The 23,822-nt window shown below is 66.3% G+C and carries 17 protein-coding genes; 6 read left to right on the top strand and 11 right to left on the bottom strand.

All coding sequences use genetic code 11. The annotated features are described in order from the left end of the window. Nucleotides 1-68 precede the first annotated feature (68 nt). Complete coding sequence (locus tag ACZK13_RS14020; RefSeq protein ID WP_005410310.1) at nucleotides 69-680, bottom strand: superoxide dismutase; 612 nt, start codon at nucleotides 678-680, stop codon at nucleotides 69-71. A gap of 219 nt (nucleotides 681-899) precedes the next feature. On the opposite strand from ACZK13_RS14020, the gene ACZK13_RS14025 reads away from it, so the two are divergent. Together ACZK13_RS14025 and ACZK13_RS14030 are read left to right on the top strand one after the other, a co-directional pair. Further along, nucleotides 900-1,358, top strand: a complete 459-nt coding sequence (locus ACZK13_RS14025) for a guanyl-specific ribonuclease (protein WP_049398780.1) — start codon at nucleotides 900-902, stop codon at nucleotides 1,356-1,358. Beyond that, nucleotides 1,358-1,771, top strand: coding sequence for a barstar family protein (locus ACZK13_RS14030; RefSeq protein ID WP_032129660.1), 414 nt, complete (start codon nucleotides 1,358-1,360; stop codon nucleotides 1,769-1,771). The genes ACZK13_RS14025 and ACZK13_RS14030 overlap by 1 nt, the downstream gene beginning before the upstream one ends. A gap of 625 nt (nucleotides 1,772-2,396) precedes the next feature. On the opposite strand, the gene ACZK13_RS14035 is transcribed toward ACZK13_RS14030, so the two are convergent. Then, nucleotides 2,397-4,163: a hypothetical protein gene (locus tag ACZK13_RS14035; protein ID WP_253143582.1), complete on the bottom strand. Its 1,767-nt coding sequence runs from the start codon at nucleotides 4,161-4,163 to the stop codon at nucleotides 2,397-2,399. Nucleotides 4,164-4,173: 10 nt separating this feature from the next. Beyond that, a complete protein-coding gene (locus tag ACZK13_RS14040) occupies nucleotides 4,174-4,773 on the bottom strand; it encodes an NfuA family Fe-S biogenesis protein (RefSeq protein WP_125895477.1) in 600 nt (199 codons plus the stop codon). 90 nt (nucleotides 4,774-4,863) lie between these two features. Here ACZK13_RS14040 and ACZK13_RS14045 point away from each other — a divergent pair, with 90 nt between their 5' ends. The 3 genes from ACZK13_RS14045 (at nucleotide 4,864) to zupT (ending at nucleotide 6,535) form a co-directional block, all read left to right on the top strand. Continuing rightward, nucleotides 4,864-5,214 carry a 4a-hydroxytetrahydrobiopterin dehydratase gene (locus ACZK13_RS14045; RefSeq protein WP_100440645.1) on the top strand — a complete coding sequence of 117 codons (351 nt, stop codon included), beginning with the start codon at nucleotides 4,864-4,866 and terminating at the stop codon, nucleotides 5,212-5,214. After that, the gene (locus tag ACZK13_RS14050) at nucleotides 5,211-5,627 is read left to right on the top strand and encodes an energy transducer TonB (RefSeq protein WP_032129663.1); all 417 of its coding nucleotides are present in this window, start codon (nucleotides 5,211-5,213) and stop codon (nucleotides 5,625-5,627) included. The genes ACZK13_RS14045 and ACZK13_RS14050 overlap by 4 nt, the downstream gene beginning before the upstream one ends. Nucleotides 5,628-5,725: 98 nt before the next feature. Further along, nucleotides 5,726-6,535, top strand: coding sequence for a zinc transporter ZupT (zupT, locus tag ACZK13_RS14055; protein WP_049399991.1), 810 nt, complete (start codon nucleotides 5,726-5,728; stop codon nucleotides 6,533-6,535). Between the two features lie 126 nt (nucleotides 6,536-6,661). Here zupT and ACZK13_RS14060 read toward each other — a convergent pair whose 3' ends face one another. After that, nucleotides 6,662-7,636, bottom strand: a complete 975-nt coding sequence (locus ACZK13_RS14060; RefSeq protein WP_253143583.1) for an RluA family pseudouridine synthase — start codon at nucleotides 7,634-7,636, stop codon at nucleotides 6,662-6,664. A gap of 407 nt (nucleotides 7,637-8,043) precedes the next feature. Between ACZK13_RS14060 and rne the strand changes: the two genes are divergently transcribed. Beyond that, nucleotides 8,044-11,325 carry a ribonuclease E gene (rne, locus tag ACZK13_RS14065; protein ID WP_253143584.1) on the top strand — a complete coding sequence of 1,094 codons (3,282 nt, stop codon included), beginning with the start codon at nucleotides 8,044-8,046 and terminating at the stop codon, nucleotides 11,323-11,325. Nucleotides 11,326-11,697: 372 nt separating this feature from the next. Here rne and ACZK13_RS14070 read toward each other — a convergent pair whose 3' ends face one another. From ACZK13_RS14070 to ACZK13_RS14100, 7 genes are all read right to left on the bottom strand, one after another. Next, nucleotides 11,698-12,585 (bottom strand): endonuclease/exonuclease/phosphatase family protein, encoded by an 888-nt coding sequence (locus ACZK13_RS14070; RefSeq protein ID WP_253143585.1) that lies wholly within the window; start codon nucleotides 12,583-12,585, stop codon nucleotides 11,698-11,700. 2 nt (nucleotides 12,586-12,587) lie between these two features. Next, the gene (locus ACZK13_RS14075; protein WP_125894423.1) at nucleotides 12,588-15,755 is read right to left on the bottom strand and encodes a discoidin domain-containing protein; all 3,168 of its coding nucleotides are present in this window, start codon (nucleotides 15,753-15,755) and stop codon (nucleotides 12,588-12,590) included. Then, entirely contained in the window at nucleotides 15,752-16,588 is an 837-nt protein-coding gene (locus ACZK13_RS14080) for a carbohydrate ABC transporter permease (protein ID WP_006378064.1), read from the bottom strand. The genes ACZK13_RS14075 and ACZK13_RS14080 overlap by 4 nt, the downstream gene beginning before the upstream one ends. Then, a complete protein-coding gene (locus ACZK13_RS14085) occupies nucleotides 16,585-17,466 on the bottom strand; it encodes a carbohydrate ABC transporter permease (protein ID WP_032129770.1) in 882 nt (293 codons plus the stop codon). The genes ACZK13_RS14080 and ACZK13_RS14085 overlap by 4 nt, the downstream gene beginning before the upstream one ends. Beyond that, complete coding sequence (locus tag ACZK13_RS14090) at nucleotides 17,463-18,803, bottom strand: sugar ABC transporter substrate-binding protein (protein ID WP_032129771.1); 1,341 nt, start codon at nucleotides 18,801-18,803, stop codon at nucleotides 17,463-17,465. Before ACZK13_RS14090 ends, ACZK13_RS14085 begins: the two co-directional genes overlap by 4 nt. 4 nt (nucleotides 18,804-18,807) lie before the next feature. Beyond that, nucleotides 18,808-20,412, bottom strand: coding sequence for a glucoamylase family protein (locus ACZK13_RS14095; RefSeq protein WP_253143586.1), 1,605 nt, complete (start codon nucleotides 20,410-20,412; stop codon nucleotides 18,808-18,810). Nucleotides 20,413-20,663: 251 nt separating this feature from the next. Beyond that, nucleotides 20,664-23,750, bottom strand: a complete 3,087-nt coding sequence (locus ACZK13_RS14100) for a TonB-dependent receptor (RefSeq protein ID WP_049401101.1) — start codon at nucleotides 23,748-23,750, stop codon at nucleotides 20,664-20,666. Nucleotides 23,751-23,822 lie beyond the last annotated feature (72 nt).

Below are 23,822 nucleotides of genomic sequence, written 5' to 3' on the forward strand. Positions count from 1 at the left end.
CGAATGACTCCTGCAACAGAAAAGGCCGGGGTCTCCCCCGGCCTTCTCAGTTCATCCCGTTACCGCGATCAGGCGATCGCTTCCTGGTAACGGCGCTCGACTTCGTTCCAGTCGATGACGTTGAAGAACGCGCCGATGTATTCCGGACGACGGTTCTGGTACTTCAGGTAGTACGCGTGTTCCCACACGTCCAGGCCGAGGATGGGGGTGTTGCCTTCCATCAGCGGGCTGTCCTGGTTGCCGGTGCTCTCGACCACGACCTTCTTGTCCGGGGTCACGCTCAGCCACGCCCAGCCGCTGCCGAAACGGGTCAGCGCCGCCTTGGTGAAGGCGTCCTTGAACTTGTCGAAGCCGCCCAGGTCCTTGTCGATGGCCTTGGCCACGTCGCCCACCGGGTTGCCGCCAGCATTCGGAGCCATCACGGTCCAGAACAGCGAGTGGTTGGCATGGCCGCCACCGTTGTTGCGCACCGGACCCTGCAGGTTCTCCGGCAGCGACTTGAGCTTCTTCACCAGTTCTTCGACCGGCAGGTCAGCGTACTCGGTGCCTTCCAGCGCCGCGTTGACGTTGTTGATGTAGGTCTGGTGATGCTTGGTGTGATGGATTTCCATCGTCGCCGCATCGATATGCGGTTCCAGCGCGTCGTAGGCGTAGGACAGCTTGGGCAGGGTATAGGCCATGATGCATCTCCTGATTGCGAGGGCACCCGACGGTGTCGGGCGTTGCGCGGTGAATGATGGGGACAGACCGCCAGATTACCAAGGGGGATGTAAAGGAAATTGCGTCCTGCCAGTGAGCATGACGGCAATTGTTACGCAGCAGTGACGCGACGGCGTCCTCATGCACCGTGCAGCGCACAGGCGCTACAGTGCCCGCACCACCCTCGCCCGCCCCTGCCCATGCGCAACCCCCGGCTGCTGATCACCGCCATCGCCCTGCTGCTGCTCGGCCTGGTCGCCAACCATTTCATGCAGCGCCCGCCGGCGCCGCAGTTCGCGCCGGACCTGCAGGGTGCGCCTGCCGCGCGCGCGCCGGCCACGGCCACGCCCGCAACCGGCAACGACAGCGGCCTGCCCGCATTCCTGCCCGCCGAAGCCCGGCAGACCATCGCCCTGATCCAGCGTGGCGGCCCGTTCCCGCACCGCCAGGACGGCAGCACCTTCGGCAACCGCGAGCAGCAGCTGCCGCAGCGCCCGCGCGGCTACTACCGCGAATACACCGTCGACACCCCCGGTGCGCGCACCCGTGGCGCTCGCCGCATCGTCACCGGCGGCGATCCGCCGGAGGCGTGGTACTACACCGACGACCACTACGAATCGTTCCGCAGCTTCACCGTACCGGCCCAGGGAGCGCAGTGATGAGCCACGATGATTTCGGCCTCGGCCTGCATGACATCAACAATGCCGGCGTTTACGCCATCGACAGCGACGACATCGGCGCACTGGCCGCGGCGATGCGCGATGCCGGGCTGAAGGTGATCCGCATCGACCTGGAAGGCGTGGCCGACAAGCGCACCCTGCTGGCCCGGCTGGCCGCGCAACTGGATTTCCCTGCCGGCTTCGGCGGCAACTGGGATGCGCTGTCGGACAACCTGCGCGACCTGCAGTGGCTGCCGGCCAACGGCTACGCACTGTTCCTGGCCGACGTGGACACGTTGCGCGCCTCCACGCAGAAGGACTTTGACACGTTGCTGGACGTGATGGACGAAGCCAGCCGCGACTGGGTTGGCCGCGACGTGCCGTTCTGGGTGTTCCTGTCGCAGAGCGCGTAAGCGCAATGCCGTGGTAGATGCCGACCTTGGTCGGCGCTTCTGTGCCAACCAAGGTTGGCACCTACCAAAGCGCGGGCCGGCCAGCAGGTTGGCGGAGACGTGCCGTTCTGGGTGTTTCTGTCGCAGAGCGCGTGAGGTCACCACCCAGGTAGAGGCCGACCTTGGTCGGCGCTTCTGTGCCAACTAAGGTTGGCACCTACCAAAGTGCGAGCCGGCCAGCAGGTTGGCGGAGACGTGCCGTTCTGGATGTTTCTGTCGCAGAGCGCGTGAGGTCACCACCCAGGTAGAGGCCGACCTTGGTCGGCGCACGTGCATCCGGTAGATGCCGACCTTGGTCGGCGCTTCTGTGCCAACCAAGGTTGGCACCTACCAAAGCGCGGGCCGGCCAGCAGGTTGGCGGAGACGTGCCGTTCTGGGTGTTTCTGTCGCAGAGCGCGTGAGGTCATCGCCCAGGTAGAGGCCGACCTTGGTCGGCGCTTCTGTGCCAACCAAGGTTGGCACCTACCAAAGCGCGCCAGCATGGCCGTCACATCCCGCGATGGGTCCATCGAAAAGTCCCCTTGTTGTTCAAGGGGGCGCGCCAACGGCGCCGGGATAAGGAAACATGCGTGGACAACGGGAGCCGTTAGCGGCTCCCGTTATCTTCCTGCAGCTCTTTCTTGAACGGGATGTCCGGCGGCGGTCGTGCCACCGCTGGCTGGTCCTGCATGTTCGGATTGGTCAGGCCACAGCCACCACCGGCCTGCAGGATCGAGATCACGCAGGAGATCTTCGTGCTGGTACCCGGCAATGGAATCTCCATCGCCTTGACGCCCTTGCGCACCCATTCGGCCAGCAGCGATTCCTGCGGCACCCAGTACTTGTCGAACGAAGTGGGCGTGTAGTCGTACGGCGGTCGCTTCAACCAGGTGCCCGATTGCGCGATGCGTTCCTTGCTCCAGCCGTCGTTGGCGCCACCTGGCGCACCGCGCTCGGCACGCCCCTCGCCTTCCTGGCCCGGCACGCGGACGCTGCCATCGGCATTGAACAGGCCACTGCCCTTGCCGCTGGTACTGGCCTGGCGGGCGCCCTTGTCGGCGCCGTCCTGGTTGCGGCTCGATGCCCCCCAGTCATCGCCCTTGGCGGGCGTGGCCCAGTTGCCCGGATTGGGGGCCGGGCGCGCTCCAGCCTGGGCCGGGGTCGTGCTGGATGCAGCAGGCCGCGCAGCGCTGCTGCTCGCCTGCGTCGCGCTGCCATTGGCTGCCGGCGCGGGCGTTGCCGCGGGTGCATTGCCACTGGAAGACGAAGGGGCTGCCGCCGGTGCCGAGGCTACTTCGCGCTCGCGCACCTGTACGTCACGACCCGCCGGCGCATGCACTGCCGGTTCACGACCGGCGACGGTCGCCATCCGCACCTGCGGATCGACCACCGCCTGCACTTCACGCTCGCGCACCTGTACGTCCCGCTGCGGCACGCGCACCTGCACATCGGCCGTGCGCAGTGGCTGCGACACCGCCGGTGCATCGACCGTACTGACTTCGCGCTCCTGCACCGGGATGTCACGCAGCTGCGGCGTCCGCACCGCGATCTGCGGCGCACGCATCACGGTTGGGGTTGGCGGCGCCTGCACCGGCTGCACGCTGCGCTCGCGCACCGTGGGTGTGGTGTCACGCGGCACGATGCTGACCTCGGTGCGCGGCACGCTGACCGGCGGCACCACGAAATCCGTGCTGGCCTGCGCCACTTCGGTGGCCTGCACCGGCGACGGTGGCGGGGCCGCAAGCGGGGCCGGCTCGGCTTCGGCCGGCGGCGACGGCACGCTGGCTGCCGGTGCTGGAGCCGGTGCAGGCGCAGGCGCCGACGCGGCCGCAGGTCGCGGCTCAGGTGCAGTCGCGGCCCCTGCTGCCTGGCCGGCGGCAACCTGGCCGGCCGGTGCAGCCGCAGCCGCCTCGGCACCCGGCTGATCGCCTCCGCCCTCCTGGGAGGCGCGGCCGACGAATTCCACCTGCACACGCTCGCCTTCGGCGCCCTCTGCTTCCGGTGCCGTGGTGCGGATCACCGCAACCCACAGCAGCAGCATGAAGAACAGCAGGTGCAGCAGCGCGCTGGCCAACGCCGAGGTCCAGCGCATCCAGCGCTGATCGCGCGGCGCAGCATCCCAGTCCTGCCAGAACAACCGGCGCAGCGCCTGCCACGGCGACAGCCGGGGTGATTGGCCCGGCGCTCCAGGCAGCGGGCGCGGCAGCAATACCGCAATCACTTCGCGGGCGTGGAACGGCCGCGGCAGCGGGCCCAGCGAGCGCAGCCACAGCGCCCAGCCATAGGGCAGGCGCGTGGACTTCTCGAGGACGGCGCGTGGCTGCTGGCGGGCCAGCAGCAGTTCGATGAGTTGCTCGGCCCGGGTCAGAGGCACGCGTCAGCGGTCAGGCGACGTTGCCGCGCGGGATATACGGCGCGTGGCCGCTGTCATGGTCGGTCGCGTCGCGCACGGCGGTCACGCCCGGCACACGGCCCATCAGGGTCTTCTCGATGCCCTGCTTGAGCGTCACGTCGGCCATGCCACAGCCCTGGCAGCCACCACCGAAGCGAAGCAGCACCACGCCGTCGGACGAGACTTCCTGCACGGCCACCTTGCCACCATGCGAGGCCAGCTGCGGATTGACTTCGTTTTCCACCACCCAGTGCACGCGCTCGACCAGCGAAGCGGCATCGCCGGGGGCCTCACCCTTGATGCGCGGCGCCTTGATGGTCAACTGCTGGGTACCGGCGGTGCCGGCGACGATGTCGATCTCGGCGCCATCGAGCCAGCCGACACTGCTCGCATCGACGTAGAGGGTGAAGCCATCGCAGTCCACCGCCCACTCGTCACCGAGCAGGTCGGTCGGTTCGGCGAATTCCAGCCTGGCATCGGCGCGCGGCGTACCAGGGTCGACGGCACTCAGGCGCACGCCCATGCCGGGCACGCCCTCGCGTTCGATCAACTTGCGGAAATGGGTCTGGGCAGTGTCGGAGATCTGGATCATCAGGCTATTCTAGCCAAGTAAGCGTCAGCCGCTCATTCGATTTATACACCGTCCGGCGCATTGTTCAGTCAACACGAGGTGGAGATTCCCATGGCCGACCTGATTCCACTGGCCCAGGCCCGTTGCGTGCCGCGCAAAGGCAGCGACCACAAGCTCGGCGAAGCCCGCCTGGCCGAACTGCTGCCGCAGATTCCCGGCTGGGAGCTGAGCGAGGGCGGGCAGGCCCTGTTGCGCACTTTCCGCTTCAAGGATTACTACGCCACCATGGCCTTCGTGAACGCGCTGGCCTGGATTGCCCACCGCGAGGACCACCATCCGGACCTGGGCGTGCACTACGACCGCGCGGTCGTGCGCTTCTCCACCCACGATGTGGGCGGCCTGAGCGAGAACGACTTCATCTGTGCGGCGAAGACTTCGGCCCTGACGGAGCAACTGCCATGAACGTACGTTTGCTGAGCCTGTCCCTGATCGCTGCGACCGGCCTGGCCGGCTGTGGCGCGTCCGAACCAGCGGCACCACCACCGCCGCCGCCCACCGAAGTGGCTGCGGTGAAGACACCGCCGCCGCAGTACCCGCTTGAGCTGGCCTGCATGGGTGTGGGCGGCACCAGCACCTTCAAGGTGACCATCGGCACCGATGGCAAGCCGAGCGAAGTGGCTCTGCTGACCGGCGCCGGCAACCCCCAGCTGGACGAGCTGGCCAGGACCGCCGTGCAGGGCTGGCAGTTCAATGCCGCCACCCGCAACGGCCAGCCGGTGCCGGCCACGATCCAGGTGCCGGTGAGCTTCAACCCGCCGCAGCCGAAGCCGGACCAGTGCTTCGCCATCGAAGAACGCCTGCGCCGCGGCGGCTGATCGCGCGCGCCCCGACGAGGCCAGCCGACGCCCGCCTCGCCCTCCCCGCCCCGGGTTCATCCGGGGCGGTTGTCTGTTGACCAGGACCGCGTCGGTACATGCTGCAGATTCCCCCCGAAAATGTCTGGATCGCACTGGCGGTCACCCTCGCGGCCGGCCTGGCCACCGCCATCGGCAGCCTGCTGGTGCTGTTCTCGCGCCGCCCCAACCCGCGCCTGCTGGCCTTCGGCCTGGCCTTCGCCGGCGGTGCGATGGTCTATGTGTCGCTGTCGGAGATCCTCAACAAGTCCATTGCCTCGTTCGCACTGGCCTATGGCGAGCGCACCGGCTTCACCTACGGCACTCTGGCCTTCCTGCTGGGCGTGATCGTGATCGTGCTGATCGACCACTTCATCCCCAACCCGCATGACAGCCTGGACAAGCAGGACCCGGCGTTCCGCGAGAACAGCCGCGAGTATCTGAAGCGCGTCGCCCTGCTGACCTCGATCGCGATCACCGCGCACAACTTCCCGGAAGGGTTGGCAACCTTCTTCGCGACGCTGGAAAGCCCGTCGGTGGGCATGCCACTGGCCTTCGCCATCGCCATCCACAACATCCCCGAGGGCATTGCGATTGCAGTGCCGGTGTACTTCGCCACCCAGAACAAGCTGTATGCATTCAGCGCCAGCCTGCTGTCAGGCTTGGCCGAACCGGTAGGCGCGGCGCTGGGCTACTGGCTGCTGTCCGGGTCGCTGTCGCACGCCACCTTCGGCTGGGTGTTCGGGCTGATCGCCGGCGTGATGGTGTTCCTGGCACTGGACGAGCTGCTGCCGGCGGCCAAGCGCTATGCCAAGGGCCACGAAACGGTGTACGGGCTGGTGGCGGGCATGGGCACGCTGGCGATCAGCCTGGTGCTGTTCAAGTGGTGAGGGGTTTGCGACCCGCCCTGTAGAGTCGAGCCATGCTCGACTGCTCTTCGGCCGGGGCGCGCGAAAAGCCAGTCGAGCATGGCTCGACTCTACAACGGGAGCGCCGGGCACGGCCCGGCGCCAGCTTCAGCGCAGCCGGTCCAGCGTCTCGACCAGCTCATCGGCCAGCGGCGCGTTCAGCACGTACGGGCTCTTGCCGTCGTCCAGCGCGAACTCCAGCGAGGCCGCGTGCAGGAACAGACGCTTCAGCCCGATCTGCTCACGAAGCCGCTTGTTGACCGCAGGATCGCCGTATTTGTCGTCTCCAGCCACCGGATGCCCCAGATGCTGGGCATGCACGCGGATCTGGTGGGTACGGCCGGTCTCGATGCGGACTTCGCAGTAGGAATGACCACCGCGACGCTCCAGCACACGGAAGTGGCTGATCGATTCCTTGCCGATCGCATTGACCTGCACATGGCGCTCGCCGCCCTGGCGCAGGCCCACGTGCAGCGGCGCATCGACCGTCATCACGCCGTCCGGCATGCGCCCGGCCAGCAGGGTCAGGTAGCGCTTGCGGATGCCGGCGCCGTGATCTTCACGCAGCAGCGCCTGCAGTTCGCTCAGCGCGGAGCGCTTCTTGGCCACGATCAGCAGGCCCGAGGTGTCTCGATCCAACCGGTGGACCAGCTCGAGGGTCTGGCCCGGGCGCAGGGCCCGCAGGGTCTCGATGGCACCGAAACTGATGCCGCTGCCGCCATGGCTGGCCACGCCAGTGGGCTTGTTCAGGGCCAGCAGGCGGGCATCCTCGAAGACGATGGCCTGCTCCAGGCGGCGCATGAACGCCTCCGGCGGACCGGCCTTGTCTCCCTCTTCGGTGAGACGGACCGGCGGCACACGCACCTCATCACCCGCCGCGAGCTTGCGTTCGGCCTTGGCGCGGCCACCATTCACCCGTACCTGGCCGCTGCGCACCAGCTTGTAGACCAGGCTGCGCGGGGCACCCTTCAGCTGGCCGAGCAGGAAGTTGTCCAGGCGCTGGCCGGCACGGTCGGCGGGAACGGTGATCATGCGCACGGAAGGCTTGTCGCCAGCGGGTTTGGTGGGGTCTTGGGCAGTCATCAGGCTGTTTATTCTGTTACACTCGGGGGGCGAGATAAGGGATTGATTTCGTTGGAAGTTACTCAGGGCCAGAAGCCCAGCTTCCGACGAATCCGGCACAGTGCGCGACCACCGCCCGCGGGGCGGCCATGTTAGCGGCTCACCGGCCTTCCCGGCCATCGCCGGATGCCTGACACGCAACCGTGCTGAACATGTCCCGCGTGGCGCTCCAGCCTGGCTGACAGCTGCCTGCGGCCTGTAACACCCCAAAACCCATAAGAGTGAAGCGCTCCCGCGGCCTGCCGTGGTGTCGTAGCGCTGGAAACCCAAGCCGCCCTCCCCGCGCTTGCGCGAATGGGCGGCGAACCGTGTCCAGAGGCGAAACCCCATGGCGTTCCGCGCGGTAGCCGCTTGCGAGGAACGCAACAATGAAGCGAATGCTGATCAACGCCACGCAGGCTGAAGAGCTGCGTGTTGCCATCGTGGATGGCCAGTCGTTGTATGACATCGACATCGAGCAGCCGTCGAAGGAACAGAAGAAGTCCAACATCTACAAGGGCCGGATCTTCCGCATCGAGCCCTCGCTGGAAGCGGCCTTCGTTGAATACGGTGGCGGCCGCCATGGCTTCCTGCCGCTGAAGGAAATCTCCCGCGATTACTTCCAGGCCGGTGTCGACCACAACAAGGCCGGCATCCGCGAACTGCTGAAGGAAGGCCAGGAGATCGTTGTCCAGGTCGACAAGGAAGAGCGTGGCAACAAGGGCGCCGCCCTGACCACGTTCATCTCGCTGGCCGGCCGCTACATGGTGCTGATGCCGAACTCGCCCAGCGCCGGCGGTGTCTCCCGTCGCATCGAGGGCGAAGACCGGGCCGCTCTGAAGGACGCCCTGGACAAGCTGAACATCCCCGACGACATGGGCGTGATCATCCGCACCGCCGGCGTCGGCCGCGATGCCGAAGAGCTGCAGTGGGATCTGGACTACCTGCTCAACGTCTGGCGCGCGATCGCCGAAGCGGCCCTGAGCAAGCCGGCCCCCTTCCTGATCTACCAGGAATCGCGCCTGATCGTGCGCGCCCTGCGTGACTACCTGCGCGCCGACATCGGCGAGATCCTGGTGGACACCGAGGAGATGTACGAGCACGCCCGCGAGTTCATGCAGCAGGTGATGCCGCAGACCCTGCGCAAGCTCAAGCATTACAAGGACGACATCCCGCTGTTCAACCGCTTCCAGATCGAGTCGCAGATCGAAGGTGCCTACGAGCGCAACGTGCGCCTGCCGTCGGGCGGCTCGATCGTGGTCGACCAGACCGAAGCGCTGACCGCCGTCGACGTGAACTCCTCGCGCGCCACCAAGGGCAGCGACATCGAGGACACCGCCTTCCAGACCAACCTGGAAGCGGCCGAGGAAGTGGCCCGCCAGCTGCGCCTGCGTGACCTGGGCGGCCTGGTGGTGATCGATTTCATCGACATGGCCTCCAACAAGCACCAGCGTGAGGTCGAGAACCGCCTGGCCAACGCGCTGAAGTACGACCGTGCGCGCGTGCAGGTCGGCCGCATCTCGCGCTTCGGCCTGTTGGAAATGAGCCGCCAGCGCCTGCGCCCGAGCCTGGGCGAATCGAGCCAGATCGTCTGCCCGCGTTGCGACGGCCACGGCCGCATGCGCAGCGTCGAGTCGCTGTCGCTGTCGATCATCCGCGTCGCCGAAGAGCATGCGATGAAGGAGAACACCGGGCAGGTGCTGGTGCAGGCCCCGGTGGAGATCGCCAACTACCTGTTGAACGAAAAGCGCAGCGCCCTGCGTGAGATCGAGCAGCGCCACGAGGCGCCGATCGTGATCGTCGCCGACGAGCAGCTGCACACCCCGCACTACACCGTCACCCGCCTGCGTGAGAACGAGCTGGGTGAAGAGAGCAACAAGCCCAGCTACCAGCGCGGCACCCCGCGCAAGCTGCCGGTGCACGCGCTGACCAAGGGTCAGCTGAACATCCCGCCGCCGGCGGTGACCCAGGTCAAGCACACCTCCCCCGCTCCGGTGCGCGAGGAAGTGGAGCCGGCCGCAGCGGCACCGGCCCCGGTCGTGGCAGCGCCGGTTGCAGCGGCCCCGAGCGGCGGCGTGATCGGTTGGCTCAAGCGCGTGTTCGGTGGCGAACCGGCGCCGGCACCGGCACCGGCGGCTCCGGTCGCCCGCCAGCAGCAGGACGGCGGCCGCAAGGACCGCAACAAGGATCGCAACAAGGACCGCAAGGACCGTCGCGACGACAACCGTGGCAACGGCGGCAACGGCAACGCGCAGCAGCAGAAGGACGGCGGCAACCGAAAGGAGCGCGGTGAGCAGCGCAGCAAGGACGGCCGCAACGGTAACAACGGCAATGCCCAGCAGCAGCCGCAGCAGGGCAAGCAGAAGGAGCCGCAGCAGAAGGACGGCCAGCAGCCGCAGCAGCAGAACAAGCCGCGCAACGAGCAGCAGGGCCAGAACCCGCAGCAGCCGAAGCTGAAGCAGCCGAAGCAGCCGCGCCCGCAGCAGGACGGTGACAAGCCGGCCGAGAAGCCGCAGCGCAACGCCGCCGAAGCACCGGCCGAAGCCGTGACCGCGGCTGCAGCCGTGGCCGCCACGGCGGTCGTCGCCAATGCGGTGACCGCGCAGGAAGCGACCGCGCCGGTTGCTCCGGTGGCCGCCGCTCCGGCGGAAGCCGCAGCACCGGTCGACACGACTGCCAACACCGCCAGCGAGGCCGAGGTGGTTGCGATTGCCGGTGAAGAGGCTGCAACCGACGCCAATGGCGAGCAGACCGGCGAAGGCGCGACCCGCCGTCGTCGCGGCCGTCGCGGTGGCCGTCGCCGTCGTCGCGGTGGCGCCGAGAATGCCGCCGGCAGCGACGCCTTGGGCGATGACCAGGATGATGGTGACGACGGTGATGACGCCGACGGCGCCGAGCCGAGCGTCGACAGCACTGCCGGCACTGCGCCGGTCGCTGCTGCGCAGCCGGCCCGTTCGCAGCCGGAGTTCGACTTCGATGACGAAGCCGAACCGGCCGCTGCCGATGCCGCGAAACCGGTCCGTGCTGCCGCCGCTATTGCCGCCGCACCGGTTGCCGTGGTGAGCAGCGCTGTGGTCGAAGCCGCCGCCCCGGTCGTGGCTGAAGTGCAGGCCCCGGTCGAAGCTGCTGCGAAGACCGAAGCGGTGTCCTCGCCGGTGCAGACCAGCATGCTCGATGCCATCGACGCCGCGACCCCGGCCCAGCCGGTAGCCGCTGCCGCGCCGGTGACCGAAGCAAAGCCGGTCGCGGTTGAAGCCGCCCCGGTGGTTGAAGCCGCTCCGGTGATCGAAGCGAAGCCGGCGGCGGTCGAGGCTGCGCCGGTGGTTGAAGCCAAGCCGGTGGCCGTTGAGGCCGCACCGGTGGTTGAAGCCAAGCCGGTGGCCGTTGAGGCCGCGCCGGTGGTTGAAGCCAAGCCGGTGGCCGTTGAGGCCACCCCGGTGGTTGAAGCCACGCCGGTCGTCGAGCCCGTCGTGGCCGCCGAACAGCCGGTCGCTCCGGTGGCGGTGGAAGCCGCGCCGATCGAGGCCGCTGCCCCGGTCGCCGAAGCGGTGGTGACGCCGTCGATCGACCCGGTCGCCGATGGCCATGCCGACGCTGCGGCCCAGGCAGCAGAAGCCAAGACCGATGAAGAAGACGAAGAGGCCGCCAAGCGCACGCCGCCGGCGAACTGATCGCTCCTTGATCGCGTGAAACGAAACGGCGGGGATCAATGATCCCCGCCGTTTTTGTGTGTGCGTTTGGCGCTGGCTTCGCTTTGGTAGAAGCCAACCTTGGTTGGCGCCGTTGATTGAGTGCACGTGGACACGCACGCGCCAACCGAGGTTGGCACCTACCAGGGCACACCCCGCACACGGTCACTGCTTTGGTGGAGGCCAACCAGCGCACAACCCGCGCACGGTCACTGCTTTGGTGGAGGCCAACCAGCGCACAACCCGCGCACGGTCACTGCTTTGGTAGAGGCCAACCTTGGTTGGCGCCGTTGATTCAGTGCACGCGGACACGTTCGTGCCAACCAAGGTTGGCACCTGCCGGAGCCTGCTCCGTCAGGGCTTCGGTGCGAACTGCAGGCGGGTCCACACGCCGTAGTGGTCCGAGGCCCAGCGTCCGCTGTCATCGGGCTGGTCGAACAGCAGCTTCGCCTCACGCGCGACCATCTCGTCCTGCTGGAAGAAGATGTGGTCGATCCGCGAAGGCGCCTGGTAATAGTGGCGGTTGAGCGTACTGACCCCGGACAGGTCGGTGTTGACGTGCACGCTGCCGTAGCTGTCGCCGTAGTGGCTGCGCAGCTCGCTCAGGTCGCCGGCATCCACCAGCGCATTGAAGTCGCCCGCGATCACCACCGGCGCACCGGCCGACGTCGTGGTGATGAAGCGCAGCAGGTCCTCGACCTGGGTGCGACGGATGCGCTGCCCACTCTCATCGCTGCGCTCGTTCAGATGCGTGGCGTAGACGTTCACCGGCGTGCCGTCGACGTCGACGCGCAGGTGAGCCACGGTGCGGTAGTCGTCCAACGGCAGCAGCAGATGATCCCCCTGGGCGAGGATCGGCCGCCGGGTCAGCAGTGCATTGCCGTAGCGCTTGGGTGCCCCGACCGGATCGGTGGACACGAACACGTACTTGTAGCCGAGTTGGCTGGCCAGCCATTGCGCCTGGTTTCGCACGTTGCGGCGCTGGATCACCTCCTGCAGGGCAACCGCATCCGGCTGCAGGCGCTTGAGCTCGGCCAGGATGGTGCGGCGCCGGCTCGGCCAGTCTTCGCGGTCATGATGCAGGTTGAAGGTGACCATGCTCATGCCCGCTGCGCTGGCAACATCGGGCGCCGCGTTCGCGGCAGCCGGCTCGGCCGCCATCACCGCGCCCGGCACTGCCAATGCAATTGCCAGCCCCAGGGCACGCACCGACGTGCGCACCCCTGCCCCCTGTTGCTTCATCGTTACTGCCCCTTGCGTTCGGCTCGGCGCACTGCGCTCGGTACGTCGATCTCAACCCGCGCCGGCAGCTGGTGCACGTGCAGTTCCTTGTTGACCCACTCGGCTGCTTCGCCGTTGATACTCGCCTCGCCCGGATCACCGGCGTATGGCCACGGCAACACCACGCCTCCCACCGGTGGCACCAGGCCCGGCTGCACCTCCAGCACCAGCTGCTTGTCGCTGCGCTGCAGGCGGTAGTTGAGCTGGCCCTGCGGCGTGCGCAGGCCTTGCACGGCGATGCCCTCGCCCTGCAACCACGCGGTCGGTACGCCGGCGGCCAGCACCAGTGACTCGTCCATGTCGCGGTTGTAGGCGAACATATCCAAGGCCGAGCGCACGAAGTCCGAGGCCACCCAGGCATGCGGCAGGTCACCGACGAAGAACGGCCTGCGCGGCGTGCGCGAAACCACTTCGGCCCACTGGTTCCAGGCCTGCGGTGCGCGGTCCTTGAAGAAGAACTCGGTGGCCTGCCAAGCGCGATCGCGCCAGCCCAGGCGCACGAACGCGGCCACGTTGCGCCACTCGTATGGGGTGTAGTCCTTCCACTCGCGCTTGCCGTCGCGACGGGCAACGAACTCGTTCCAGTAGCGTTCGAAGGTCGCCTCCAGCGCCTGCTGCGGCAACCTGCCCTGTTCGCCGCCCGGGGCCAGTGCGATGGTCGTCGACGTCGCGTCGAAGTCACCCAGCTCGGCCGAGCCCGGCAGGTAGTCGATGTTGTGCTGCTGCATCGCCGACAGCAGCGAGGCCTGCAGGTCATCACGGAACTGGTCACGCGATTCGGCGATCTGCATCGCCTCGACCTTGCCCAGCTGGGTCGCCAGCAGGGCCGCGTCCTTGTAGCCGCGCAGTGCCCAGAAGTTGTCCCAGTACGAGTGCATCGGCTTGGCCGAATAGCCTTCGTGGCTGATCGAGGCCGGCATCATGCCGTAGAAGGCCGGGTTGCGTGCCCGGTTCTCCTCGGTGCGCTCGCTGGCGCGCAGCTGCTCCATGTAGCCGTAGGCGCCCTGCACATGCGGCCACATCAGCTCGGTGAAAGTGCTGTCGCCGGTGTAGCGCCCGTACTCGGCGATGCTGTAGATCAACTCGCCATGGCTGTCGTTCTCCGGCACCGGGTCGCTGCCGCGGGCATCGACGCAGCACGGCACCTTGCCGTTCTCGAACTGGTAGGGGGCATACCAGTTGATGTAGTCACGCACGGCGTCGCTGCGGCCCATGCGCAGCAGGCCCTCGGAAATCATCGCGCCATCGCGGATCCAGCTGCGCGCATACGAACGCGTGCCCGGCTGCAGGCGTGGGCCGACGCGCGAGATCAGCATGTGCGCGACCGCGGTGCGCAGGGTGTCGACCAGCGCCTGGCCCGCAGCCGGCACCTGCAGCGAGACCACGCCCAGCTTCTTGCGCCACTGCTCGGCCACCTGCGCCTGCGCCTTGGCGACGTCCAGCGCCTGCGGTGCCCAGCCACCAGTCTGTGGCAGCACCACCGCCACTTCACGGCTCTGGCCGGGCTCCAGCTTGATCGTGTACATCAGCGCACCCGACGCCATGCCGGTGCTGTCCTTCACCGCTGTGGTCGCCGGGTACGTGCCGCTTTCCAGATGCATCGCATCAAGCTTGCCGTCGAACGTACTGGCAAAGCGCGCGTCCGGCACCTGCAGCGGGTAGATGCGCGGCTCACCGTTGACGCGCACCAGCTGCTCACCCACGTCCAGTGCATCGATGCGGCTGAAACCACCGACGGTGTTGAGGAACTGGGTGGGCGGGTTGACCTGCCACGGGCGGATCGCCAGCGCCAGGGTGTACTCGTGCGCGACCTTGTCCGGATTGCTCAGGCGGTAGCGGCCGATCAGCTGCGCGCGCTCCGGCGTACCCTGCACGAAGCTGGTCACTGCCAGGCCGACCTTCTCATGCACCCAGTCGACGTTGGCGATCGGCAGGTAGTGATCCTGCAGCGACTGGGTGATGGCCACCTTCGACCAGTCCAGCAGCTTGCCATCGAGGCGGATGAACGGCTCGATGCTGAAGCTGCCCTTGGCCGGCTCCAGTGCGCCATCCTCGCTGATCAATGCCTGTTCCTGGCCACCATCAAGGCCGAGCAGGGTCCAGTACGGCTGCTCGCCCACATAGGCACGAGGCAGCGAGCCGCGTGGCAGGTCGGCAGCGACCGAGGACAGGAATGCGTTCGGGGTGGAGGCAAAGGCCAGCGGCTTGAGCGCGATGTCGCGGATGCCGTAGCGCCAGTTCGGGCCGTCCTGCAGATCGAAGCGCACGTAGCGCGCATCGGTGTCCGGCAGCGCAAGCCAGTCGCGGCCACCGGCACCACTGGTGACTTCGCGCACGGTGCGCCAGTCGCGGCCATCCTCGGAGGTGCGCACGGTGTAGCGGCGGGCTTCCAGGTTCGGCAGCCAGTCGATCACCGCACCACCGATCTCGCGGCTCTTGTGCAGGTCCAGGCTGATGGTCTGCTGCTTGACGCCACCGCTGATCCAGAACGTATCGCTCTTGCCGTCGATCATGCGGTCCTGCAGCGCGGTGGCGGTATCGGCGATCACCGACGGCACCAGCGCCGAGTCATCCTGGACTGGCAGGCCCTGCAGGGTCAGCTTGTCGAAGCACACCGTGCCGCGGCCGCCGACCTTGCTGTAGATCGTGAACTCGACCGCAGCGCTGCGTGCCATCTCCTTCTCGGGAGACGGCCCCCACGCCTTGTCGATCTGGCGACGGCGATACTCGACCGGCGTCCACGCCTTGGGGAAACTGTAGCCGGGACGATTGACCCACCAGACGTTGTCGCCGCTGGCATCGATCAGCTTGAACTGCAGGTCGTTGCCCGGTGAATCACCGCGCAGCTGGAAACCGAAACGGTAATTGACCGGGTAGTCGATGTTCAGCGCGCGGCGGATGCCGACGTAACCGGAGACATCGTGGAAGTCATAGTCCAGGCACAGCGCGCGGCCACCACCGGCGCCGCTGACCGGCCGCAGCGAACCGCTGACCTGGTCGGACAGCACCAGCTTCCAGGCTGCGATGTCGTCGAAGTCGTCCAGCACCTTCGGTGCCGGCAGCGCCGGTGGTGCGGCGATCGCCAGGGAGGTCCACAACAGGCCCAGTCCAACGGCGATCGCTCGCTTCATCCTTTGACGCTCCCCAGCAACAGACCTTGGATGTAGTACCGCTGCAGCACCAGGAACAGCGCCAGCACCGGAACCACGGTGACCACCGCGCCGGCCATCATCATTTCCACGTCCATGATGTGCTCGCGCGAGAGGGTGGCCAGCGCCACCGGCAAAGTGTAGTGCTCCTGGTCGGTCAACACGATCAACGGCCACATGAAATCGTTCCATGCACCCATGAAGGTGAAGATCGCCAGGGTCACCAGCACCGGCTTGAGCATCGGCAGCACGATCTGGAAGAAGATCCGCAGCTCCCCTGCCCCGTCGATGCGGGCCGCTTCCAGCAGTTCGTCCGGAATGGAACGCGCGTACTGGCGCACCAGGAAGATGCCGAACACGCTGGCCAGCGCCGGCACGATCACGCCGCCGAAGCTGTTGACCAGACCGAGCTGCTTCATCAGCAGGAACAGCGGCAGCATCGCCACCTGGGCCGGAATCACCAGCGCCGCCATCAGCACCTGGAACAGGCGCTCGCGGCCGACGAAGTTGAGCTTGGCGAAGGCATAGCCGGCCATGGTGTTGAGCAGCAGCGAACCCAGGGTGATGCCGACCGACACCAGCAGGCTGTTGGCGAAGTTGCCGCCCATGCCGGTGCGCGCGAACAACTCATGGTAGTTGCGCGTGGTGATGCTGGACGGCAGCAGCGGCGGCGGGAAATGGGTCGCCTCGCCCTGTGGCATGAACGAAACCGAGAGCATCCACAGCAGCGGTGCCAGGCTGACCAGGGCCAGCACCAGCAACGCACCATTGATCAACCACGGGTACCAGCGCGACTGGCCGATTTCACGACTCATACCAACTGCCTCTTGCGGCCGAAACGCAGCATCACGGTGGTCACCGCCAGGATGATCAGGAACAGCAGGAACGCCACCGCGGAGGCGCGTCCCAGGTTCCACCACTTGAAGCCTTCCTCGAACATGAAATACAGCACGCTGACGGTGCTCTGCAGTGGGTCGCCGCGGGTCATCACGTAGGGTTCGGCGAACAGCTGGAAGTAGCCGGACACGGTGATCACGCCGACCACCAGCAGCACCGGGCCGAGCATCGGCAGGGTGATGTGCAGGAACTGCTTCCAGCGCGAGGCACCGTCGATGCGGGCGGCCTCGTACAGGTCATGCGGGATGGCCTGCAGGCCGGCCAGGAAGATCACCATGTTGTAGCCGAAGTTCTTCCACACTGCGAACAGCATGATGGTCGGCATCGCCCAGTTGGGATCACCCAGCCAGTCGATCGGGCTGATGCCCAGGTGGCCCAGGCCGTAGTTCACCAGGCCGTAGCTGGTATGGAACAGGTAGCGCCAGATCACCGCCACCGCCACCAGTGTGGTCACCACCGGCGCGAACAGCGCGGTGCGGAACAGCGCCTTGAAACGCGCGGCGGGCGCATTCAGCAGCATCGCTGCGCCCAGCGACACACCGATCGACAAGGGCACGCCGATCAACACGAAGTAGGTGGTGTTCCACAGCGACTTCCAGAACATCGGCGTCTGCAGCAGATCGATGTAGTTGCCGAGGCCGACGAAGCGCAGGTTGCTGCTGTCGGCCAAGGCATACAGGTCGAAATCGGTCACGCTCAGCGCCAGCGCCGAGGCGACCGGCAGGCCGAAGAACATGCCCAGCACGATCAGCGAGGGACCAGCGAAAACCCAGCCGGCAAGCGAGGTACGTTTCATTGCGCGCTCCCGGCGGCCACGGCACTGCTCGATTGCGGCGACGGCACGCGCTGCTGCAGACGTTGTTGTTCATGCATCCAGCGGCGCTTGGCCAACACCTTGTCCACGCGCTGGTCCAGCTCTTCCACGGCCTTGTCCTGCGCCAGGCCACCACGCACCACCTTCTCGGTGACGATGCGCATTTCCTGCACGATGCGCTCCCACTCAAGCACCTTCGGCGTCGGCTTGACCCGCTCCAGCTGGTCACGGAACGCAGCGGCCAGCGGATCGTTGGCCAGCGACGGCGCGTTCCAGGTACTGCGGCGCGGCGGCAGGTCGCCGATGATCGAATGGAAGCGCGCCTGGATTTCGGGTCGCGACAGGAACTCGATCAGCTTCCACGACGCCTCCTTCTGCTGCGACTTGCGGAAGATCACCAGGCTGGTACCACCGGCAATACCGGCGCCCGGGCCGTCCGGACCCGGCAGCGCGGCCGTACCCCACTGCCCTTCAAGTTCCTTCGGCTGCAGCTTCTTGAACTCGCGGATGTTCCAGGGGCCGGAAATGTAGAACACGTTGAAGCCACGGAAGAACTCATCCCAGACGTTGGAAATCTGCGTCTCGGACATCTTCGGCGCCCAGCCCTGCTCGAACATGTTGGCGTAGAAGGCCAGCGTGCGACGGAAGCCCGGGCTGGCGAAATTGCCGCGGGTGTCGTCGTCGCGCAGCAGCGGATCGGGCTGCTGCAGCGCCAGTGACAGCTGCTGCTCGAACTCGTTGATCGGCATCAGCACCGCATAGCGGTTCGGGCCCTGCATGCGCTTGATCGCCGCCATCTGCTCATCCCACTCCTGCCAGGTGCGCGGCGGGTGGTCGTAGCCGGCCTTGGCCAGCAGGTCCTTGCGGTAGTAGATCAGGCGGGTGTCGACGTACCACGGCACGCCTACCAGTTCGCCGTGGATCACATTGGTATCCCAGATGCCCTGGAAATAGTCCTTCGGGTCGACCACGGACGAACGCTGCACGAACGGCTGCAGCGGCGTCAGCGCGTCCAGTTCGGCGAACTCCGGCACCCAGGTGTTGCCCAGCTGGCACACGTCCGGCAGGCCGTCCGCGGCGAACGCGGTCAGCAGCTTCTCGTGCGCGGCGGTCCACGGAATGTTCTGCACATCCACCTTGATGCCCGGATTCTCGGCCTCGAATTCATGGATCAGCTCGCTGACCACCTCCGCCTCGCGTCCCATCGCCCAGAAGCGCACGGTGGTGGTGCCCGGTTCGGTACGGGCGCAGCCGGCCACGGCCAACACGGCCAGGGCAGGCAGCGCCCAGCGGCGCAGGCGGTCGATCCAGTTCGGCATCGGGTTACTTGCCCTGGCCTGTATTGCGGTTGGCATTGTTCTTCTGTTCCTGCGCGGCAGCCGCGCGTGATTCGGCGATACCCACCGCGCGTGCCGCCGCGGCCTTTTCGTCTTTCTGCAGTTCCAGCGGCTGGAACGAACCTTCCGGTGCCAGCCAGCCACCGCTGAACCCGGCCCGTTCCAGGCCCTTGCGGATGTACGGGTTCTTCTTCATCACTTCCCAGACGAAGTCATCGCGGTAGTTGGCGATCATGGTCAGGATCGGGCCCTGGTCGATGGCGATGTAATCGCTGGCGACCCAGCCGCGATCCGGCACCAGGCGGCCGGTCTTGATCGGGATGTCGTAGTTGAAGCTGGGGTTGAACGAATCCAGGAAACCGTAGCTGGAATAGATGTAGTCGCCGTAGCGCTTGTGCATTTCCAGCGTGGCCGGGATCACCTGCTCGGGCGCGAACACCACCGAGGCGATCGCGGCGGTGGGGGCAATGGTGCCGTCATCGAAGTTCTCGCGCAGGCCGGCGCCGCGCGAGGAGTAGTGGCGGAACTGGCGCTGCTCGCCGCGGTACTCCTGGGTGGTGTTCTGCGGGCCGTCGCTGGCGGTCAGGCCCCATACGTTCTCGCCATAGTCCTTCCACTGCATCGGGTTGGCGATGGCGTACTCGCGCTGGGCCAGCGCAGCCGAGCGGCTGTTGAGGAAGTAGGTGCTGCCGCGCTCGCGCATGTACGCGTCCTGGATATCGCGGAAGTCGATCCAGACATGGCTGTACTGGTGGCCGAACAGCGGGCCGAAGGACAGGTATTCCTGGCCCTGGTAGACGCCCCAGTCGTTGTCGTAGGTGCGCGTCCACACCGTCCACGCATCCGGGCTGACCGGGTGCGTCGGCGACCCCAGGGAGAGGATGTAGACCATCATCGCCTCGTTGTAGCCCATCCAGTCGTGGTCGATGAAGCCGCTCTCCGGGAACCAGCCCATCGAGATCAGCGGCGCACGCTGCTGCAGCCACGGCCAGTCGACCTTCTTGTACAACGTGTCGGCGATCTGGCGGATCTCCTTCTCGCGCGGATCGTCACCGTCGTAGTACGACTGCGCGAACAGCACGCCCATCATCAGCAGCGCGGTATCCACCGAGGACAGTTCAACCCAGCTGTCGTAGCGACGCCCTTCCTGCATGTCCAGGAAGTGGTAGTAGAAACCCTTGTAGCCGGCCTTGCCGGTGCGCTGCGGGCCCATCGGCACGTCGCGGAAGAACTTCAGCGTGGTCAGGGTGCGGTCGATCGCCTGGTTGCGGCTGACCCAGCCGTTCTCGATGCCGATCGGATAGGCGGTCAGCGCGAAGCCGACCGAGGCGATGCTGGCGAACGGCCGCGACGGATAGCGGTCCGGGGTCAGGCCGTTGATCTCGTTGGTGGTATCCCAGAAGAACTGGAAGGTACGGCGCTCGATGTCATCGAACAACGGCGGCAGCACCGGCTTCATCGGCCGCGGCGGTGCGTCGGCCTCGATCAAGATCACCGGCGGCCGCGGCTTGGCAGGTTCCTGCTGGGCCGGCTGGCAGGCGGCCACGGCCAGGCTCAACGCTGCGGCGGACAACAGATGGCGTGCCTGCATGGCGCGATTTCTCCGGTGGTCTGATCGATGGGAAAGCATACCGTCCAATGATCTGAAATCGTTTACAAGATGCGTTCTGAAAAAACCACGAAAAACGTGGTTTGACACCGCGATCATTGCCCATGCCGCTGCCGCCTGGCCGGCAGCGGCATGGGCAATGGACCGGCACGGGGCCGGCCATTGCCTTTTTTCTTCCTGCCGATGCCGCCGGCGGAGCGGCGGCATCGGGGTATTGCTTCAGGCGGATCCGCTTAGAAGCGGAAGCCCACTTCGGCCTTCACCTGACGCGGGGTACCGATCACATCGCCGGTCTCGTTGTAGCTCACCAGCAGCTTGCCATCGCTCTTCACGTAGTTCAGGTTCGAGAAGTTGTCGAAGTTGAGCACGTTGATGATGTCGATACGCGCATACAGCTCGGTATCGCCGGCCAGCTTGAAGGTCTTGGTCGCCTGCAGGTCCAGCGAGCGGTAGCCGAAGATCTTGCCACCGAGCAGGAAGCGGCCATTGCCACCCGGAGTACCCGCGGCCGGAGTCGGCAGGCAGTTGGCAGTGCCAGCCTGCGCGATGCAGGACCAGTCATTGCCCGGGGTAGGCGTGGCCAGGGTCAGCTTGCCACCAAAGGTGATGCCCCAGAAGCCGTCATACGAGCCGGTGACCACCAGGCGATGGCGCGGCGCGCCGTTGGACTTGATGGTCGGGTACTCACCGATGGTGCCGCGATCGAACGAGTAATGCTCGTTGATGTTTCGGTTGTGACGCGCGTTGGTCCAGGTATAGGCGATCGAGGTGCCCCAACCGCTTTCCTTGCTGTACGGCTTCTGCGCCGACAGCAGCACCTGGGTGGAACGGGTCTTGATGCCCTGCTGGCCGATGATCAGGCTGCCGAAGCCCGGAATGTTGCAGTTCCACGGCTGGCCGTAGGTCGGCTCCTTGGCACCACACAGCATCTGGTTATCGAAGAAGTTGCCGTTGTTGAAGCGGTTGCCCAGGGTGAAGGCGAACCCATCATAGGTCAGCGTGCGAGAAATCGTCGCGTCGGTCAGCCACTCACCGAACTGGTTGCTCATGCCCAGGCTGAACTGGTCGGCGTACGGCACCTTCATGTTGTTGTTCAGCAGATCGACTTCCATGCCTTCATTGCTGGTGGAACCCAGCAGTGCCTGCACGTTCTCGATGCCGTTCATCAGGTTCGGGTTCCAGTCAAAGCACGGAGTCTGGCCGTACATGCAGTTGCCGGTGGCCGGGTTGCGGAAGTAAACGGTCGGCTGCGGCAGTGCCAGCTTGGTGGTTTCCAGTGCCAGGTTGTCGAACAGGTCGCGGTCATAGGAACGGCCGGCGCCACCATGGAACACGTGCCGTTCGTCGGCATTGACGTCATACGAGAAGCCCAGGCGCGGCTGCCAGGCGTTCTTGAAGTTCTTGCGGTTGTGGCCGGTGCTGATGTAGTCGTTGACGTTCAGCCCGCTGAGCGCCAGCGTCTGCGCATAGGTCTGGGACACGCCCGCCGGCGCGTTCGGATCCTGCGAGAACAGCGCCTTCACTACCTCCGGCGGGGTCACGAAATCGGTGTAGACCGGGTTCTTTTCGTAGTCCCAGCGCAGGCCGATGTTCAGCTGCAGGTGATCGTTGACCTGCCAGTCATCCTGGATGAACAGGCCAATCTGCTTGACCTTGGCACGCACCTCGGACTGCACGCCGGTGACGCCGGTGCTGGCCTTGGTGAACTGCGCCTTATACGGCGTGCTCGAGGGGAACGCCGGGTTGTCGATGGTGTAGGAGAACTGAGGGTTGATCTGCGCCGCGTCGGAAGCGTACAGGTCGATCTGCTTGTACTTGGCGCCCATCTTGATGGTGTGGTCACCCGCCCACTGCAGGCCGTCCAGGGTCAGGTTGTCCTCGATCGCCCAGCCCTTCTGGCCCTTCACCTGCGAGGCGAAGGCATCAGCCGCGCCAACCTGGACGAGTGTCTTCTCCTGCGGGCGGTTGGCGTCCGAGTCGCCGAAATCCGGTGCGGTGTAGATGATGCCGTTGCCCATGGTCAACGGCAGCGGATTGTTGAAGGCCTCCTCGTGGGTCACCATCAACTCGTTGTAGAAACGCTCACCGCTGTGGTTCCAGCGCAGCGCATAACGGCGGTCGGTGTTGTCCACGACCTTGCCGTGTACCTTCGCGGTCTGGCCACTGAACTGCTGCTGGGTTTCGTCGCGGTCCTGGAAGGTCAGTTCGATGCGATCGTTGTCAGTCGGCTCGAAGTCGATCTTGGCGAAGATCAGGTCCTGCTGGAACGGCTGGCTGGCCGGGCCGAGACCTGCGAGACCATCGGCGGGCAGATTGGCGGCCGACGGAGTGACGGCACCGTCCGGCGCGATGGTCACCGGCAGATCGAAGCGCTTGGCTTCGTAGGTGACGAAGAAATGGGCCTTGTCCTTGATGATCGGGCCACCCAGCGCGAAGCCGTATTCCTTCTCGGCCGAGTCTTCCTTGCTCTTGCCCGGCTGGCGTTCGGCCGGGGTCATCGCACGCATGCTTTCGTTGGTATAACGGTAGAAGGTCTCACCCTTGAACTCGTTGGTACCCGACTTGGTCGCAGCCGTGATCGCGGCGCTGGACACCTGGCCGTACTCGGCCTTGTAGTTGCCGGTGATGACCTTGTACTCACCGATGGCCAGCTGCGGGAACGGGTTGCCCGCACTGCCGGACTGGCCGGAGATGCCGCCACCCTTCACGTAGCTCTTCTGGCCCACACCATCGATATAGACGTTGGTGCCGTCGGAGTTGGTGGCACCGCCACGCAGCGAGGTGTTGCCCTTGGCATCGCGGGTGAAGATCATGCCCGGCACCGCGTCGGCGAACTCCAGGAAGTTGCGCGAGACCTGCGGCGTGGTCTGGATCTGCTGCAGGCTGACGGTCTTGCCGACTTCGGACGTGCGCACTTCCTGCAGCAGGGTCGGTGCGACAACGTTGACGGTGTCCAGGTTGGTGGCCGCGGTCGAACCCGGGGTGCTGCTGGCGGCACCGGCGAAGTTCAGGGTAGCAGTCGAGGCCACAGTGACGGTGACCTTCTGCGACTGGCCGTTGGCGACCACGTCATAGGTGCCCGGGTCCAGGCCCATCAGCGAGTAGCTGCCATCGGCACGGACGGTGCCGCGACGGACGGTGCCTGTGGCCAGGTTGGTGGCGGTCACTTCGGCGCCGGCCTGGGCGCCGGAAACCTGGCCGCGCAGGCTGGCATTGGCCGACTGCGCCATGACGTTCGGAGCGGCGGCCAGCATCAGGCAGCTGACCAGTGCGGTGCTCAGCAGCCGGCGCGCCGGCGTGCGGAAGGTGGTGTGCATCATCAACTCAATCTCCGGGTGGCGGTAACCGCTCGCGCGGTCCCTGCGATCAATCAAAAAAGAAGGAACGCCTCT

The sequence above is a fragment of the Stenotrophomonas sp. 99219_Sma genome (assembly GCF_056480785.1).

Bases quoted from the DNA above. Each gene is read 5' to 3' on its own strand.
- ACZK13_RS14020 (WP_005410310.1), bottom strand. From the start codon at position 680: ATGGCCTATACCCTGCCCAAGCTGTCCTACGCCTACGACGCGCTGGAA.
- ACZK13_RS14025 (WP_049398780.1), top strand. From the start codon at position 900: ATGCGCAACCCCCGGCTGCTGATCACCGCCATCGCCCTGCTGCTGCTC.
- ACZK13_RS14030 (WP_032129660.1), top strand. From the start codon at position 1,358: ATGAGCCACGATGATTTCGGCCTCGGCCTGCATGACATCAACAATGCC.
- ACZK13_RS14040 (WP_125895477.1), bottom strand. From the start codon at position 4,773: ATGATCCAGATCTCCGACACTGCCCAGACCCATTTCCGCAAGTTGATC.
- ACZK13_RS14045 (WP_100440645.1), top strand. From the start codon at position 4,864: ATGGCCGACCTGATTCCACTGGCCCAGGCCCGTTGCGTGCCGCGCAAA.
- ACZK13_RS14050 (WP_032129663.1), top strand. From the start codon at position 5,211: ATGAACGTACGTTTGCTGAGCCTGTCCCTGATCGCTGCGACCGGCCTG.
- zupT (WP_049399991.1), top strand. From the start codon at position 5,726: ATGCTGCAGATTCCCCCCGAAAATGTCTGGATCGCACTGGCGGTCACC.
- ACZK13_RS14060 (WP_253143583.1), bottom strand. From the start codon at position 7,636: ATGACTGCCCAAGACCCCACCAAACCCGCTGGCGACAAGCCTTCCGTG.
- rne (WP_253143584.1), top strand. From the start codon at position 8,044: ATGAAGCGAATGCTGATCAACGCCACGCAGGCTGAAGAGCTGCGTGTT.
- ACZK13_RS14070 (WP_253143585.1), bottom strand. From the start codon at position 12,585: ATGAAGCAACAGGGGGCAGGGGTGCGCACGTCGGTGCGTGCCCTGGGG.
- ACZK13_RS14075 (WP_125894423.1), bottom strand. From the start codon at position 15,755: ATGAAGCGAGCGATCGCCGTTGGACTGGGCCTGTTGTGGACCTCCCTG.
- ACZK13_RS14080 (WP_006378064.1), bottom strand. From the start codon at position 16,588: ATGAGTCGTGAAATCGGCCAGTCGCGCTGGTACCCGTGGTTGATCAAT.
- ACZK13_RS14085 (WP_032129770.1), bottom strand. From the start codon at position 17,466: ATGAAACGTACCTCGCTTGCCGGCTGGGTTTTCGCTGGTCCCTCGCTG.
- ACZK13_RS14090 (WP_032129771.1), bottom strand. From the start codon at position 18,803: ATGCCGAACTGGATCGACCGCCTGCGCCGCTGGGCGCTGCCTGCCCTG.
- ACZK13_RS14095 (WP_253143586.1), bottom strand. From the start codon at position 20,412: ATGCAGGCACGCCATCTGTTGTCCGCCGCAGCGTTGAGCCTGGCCGTG.
- ACZK13_RS14100 (WP_049401101.1), bottom strand. From the start codon at position 23,750: ATGATGCACACCACCTTCCGCACGCCGGCGCGCCGGCTGCTGAGCACC.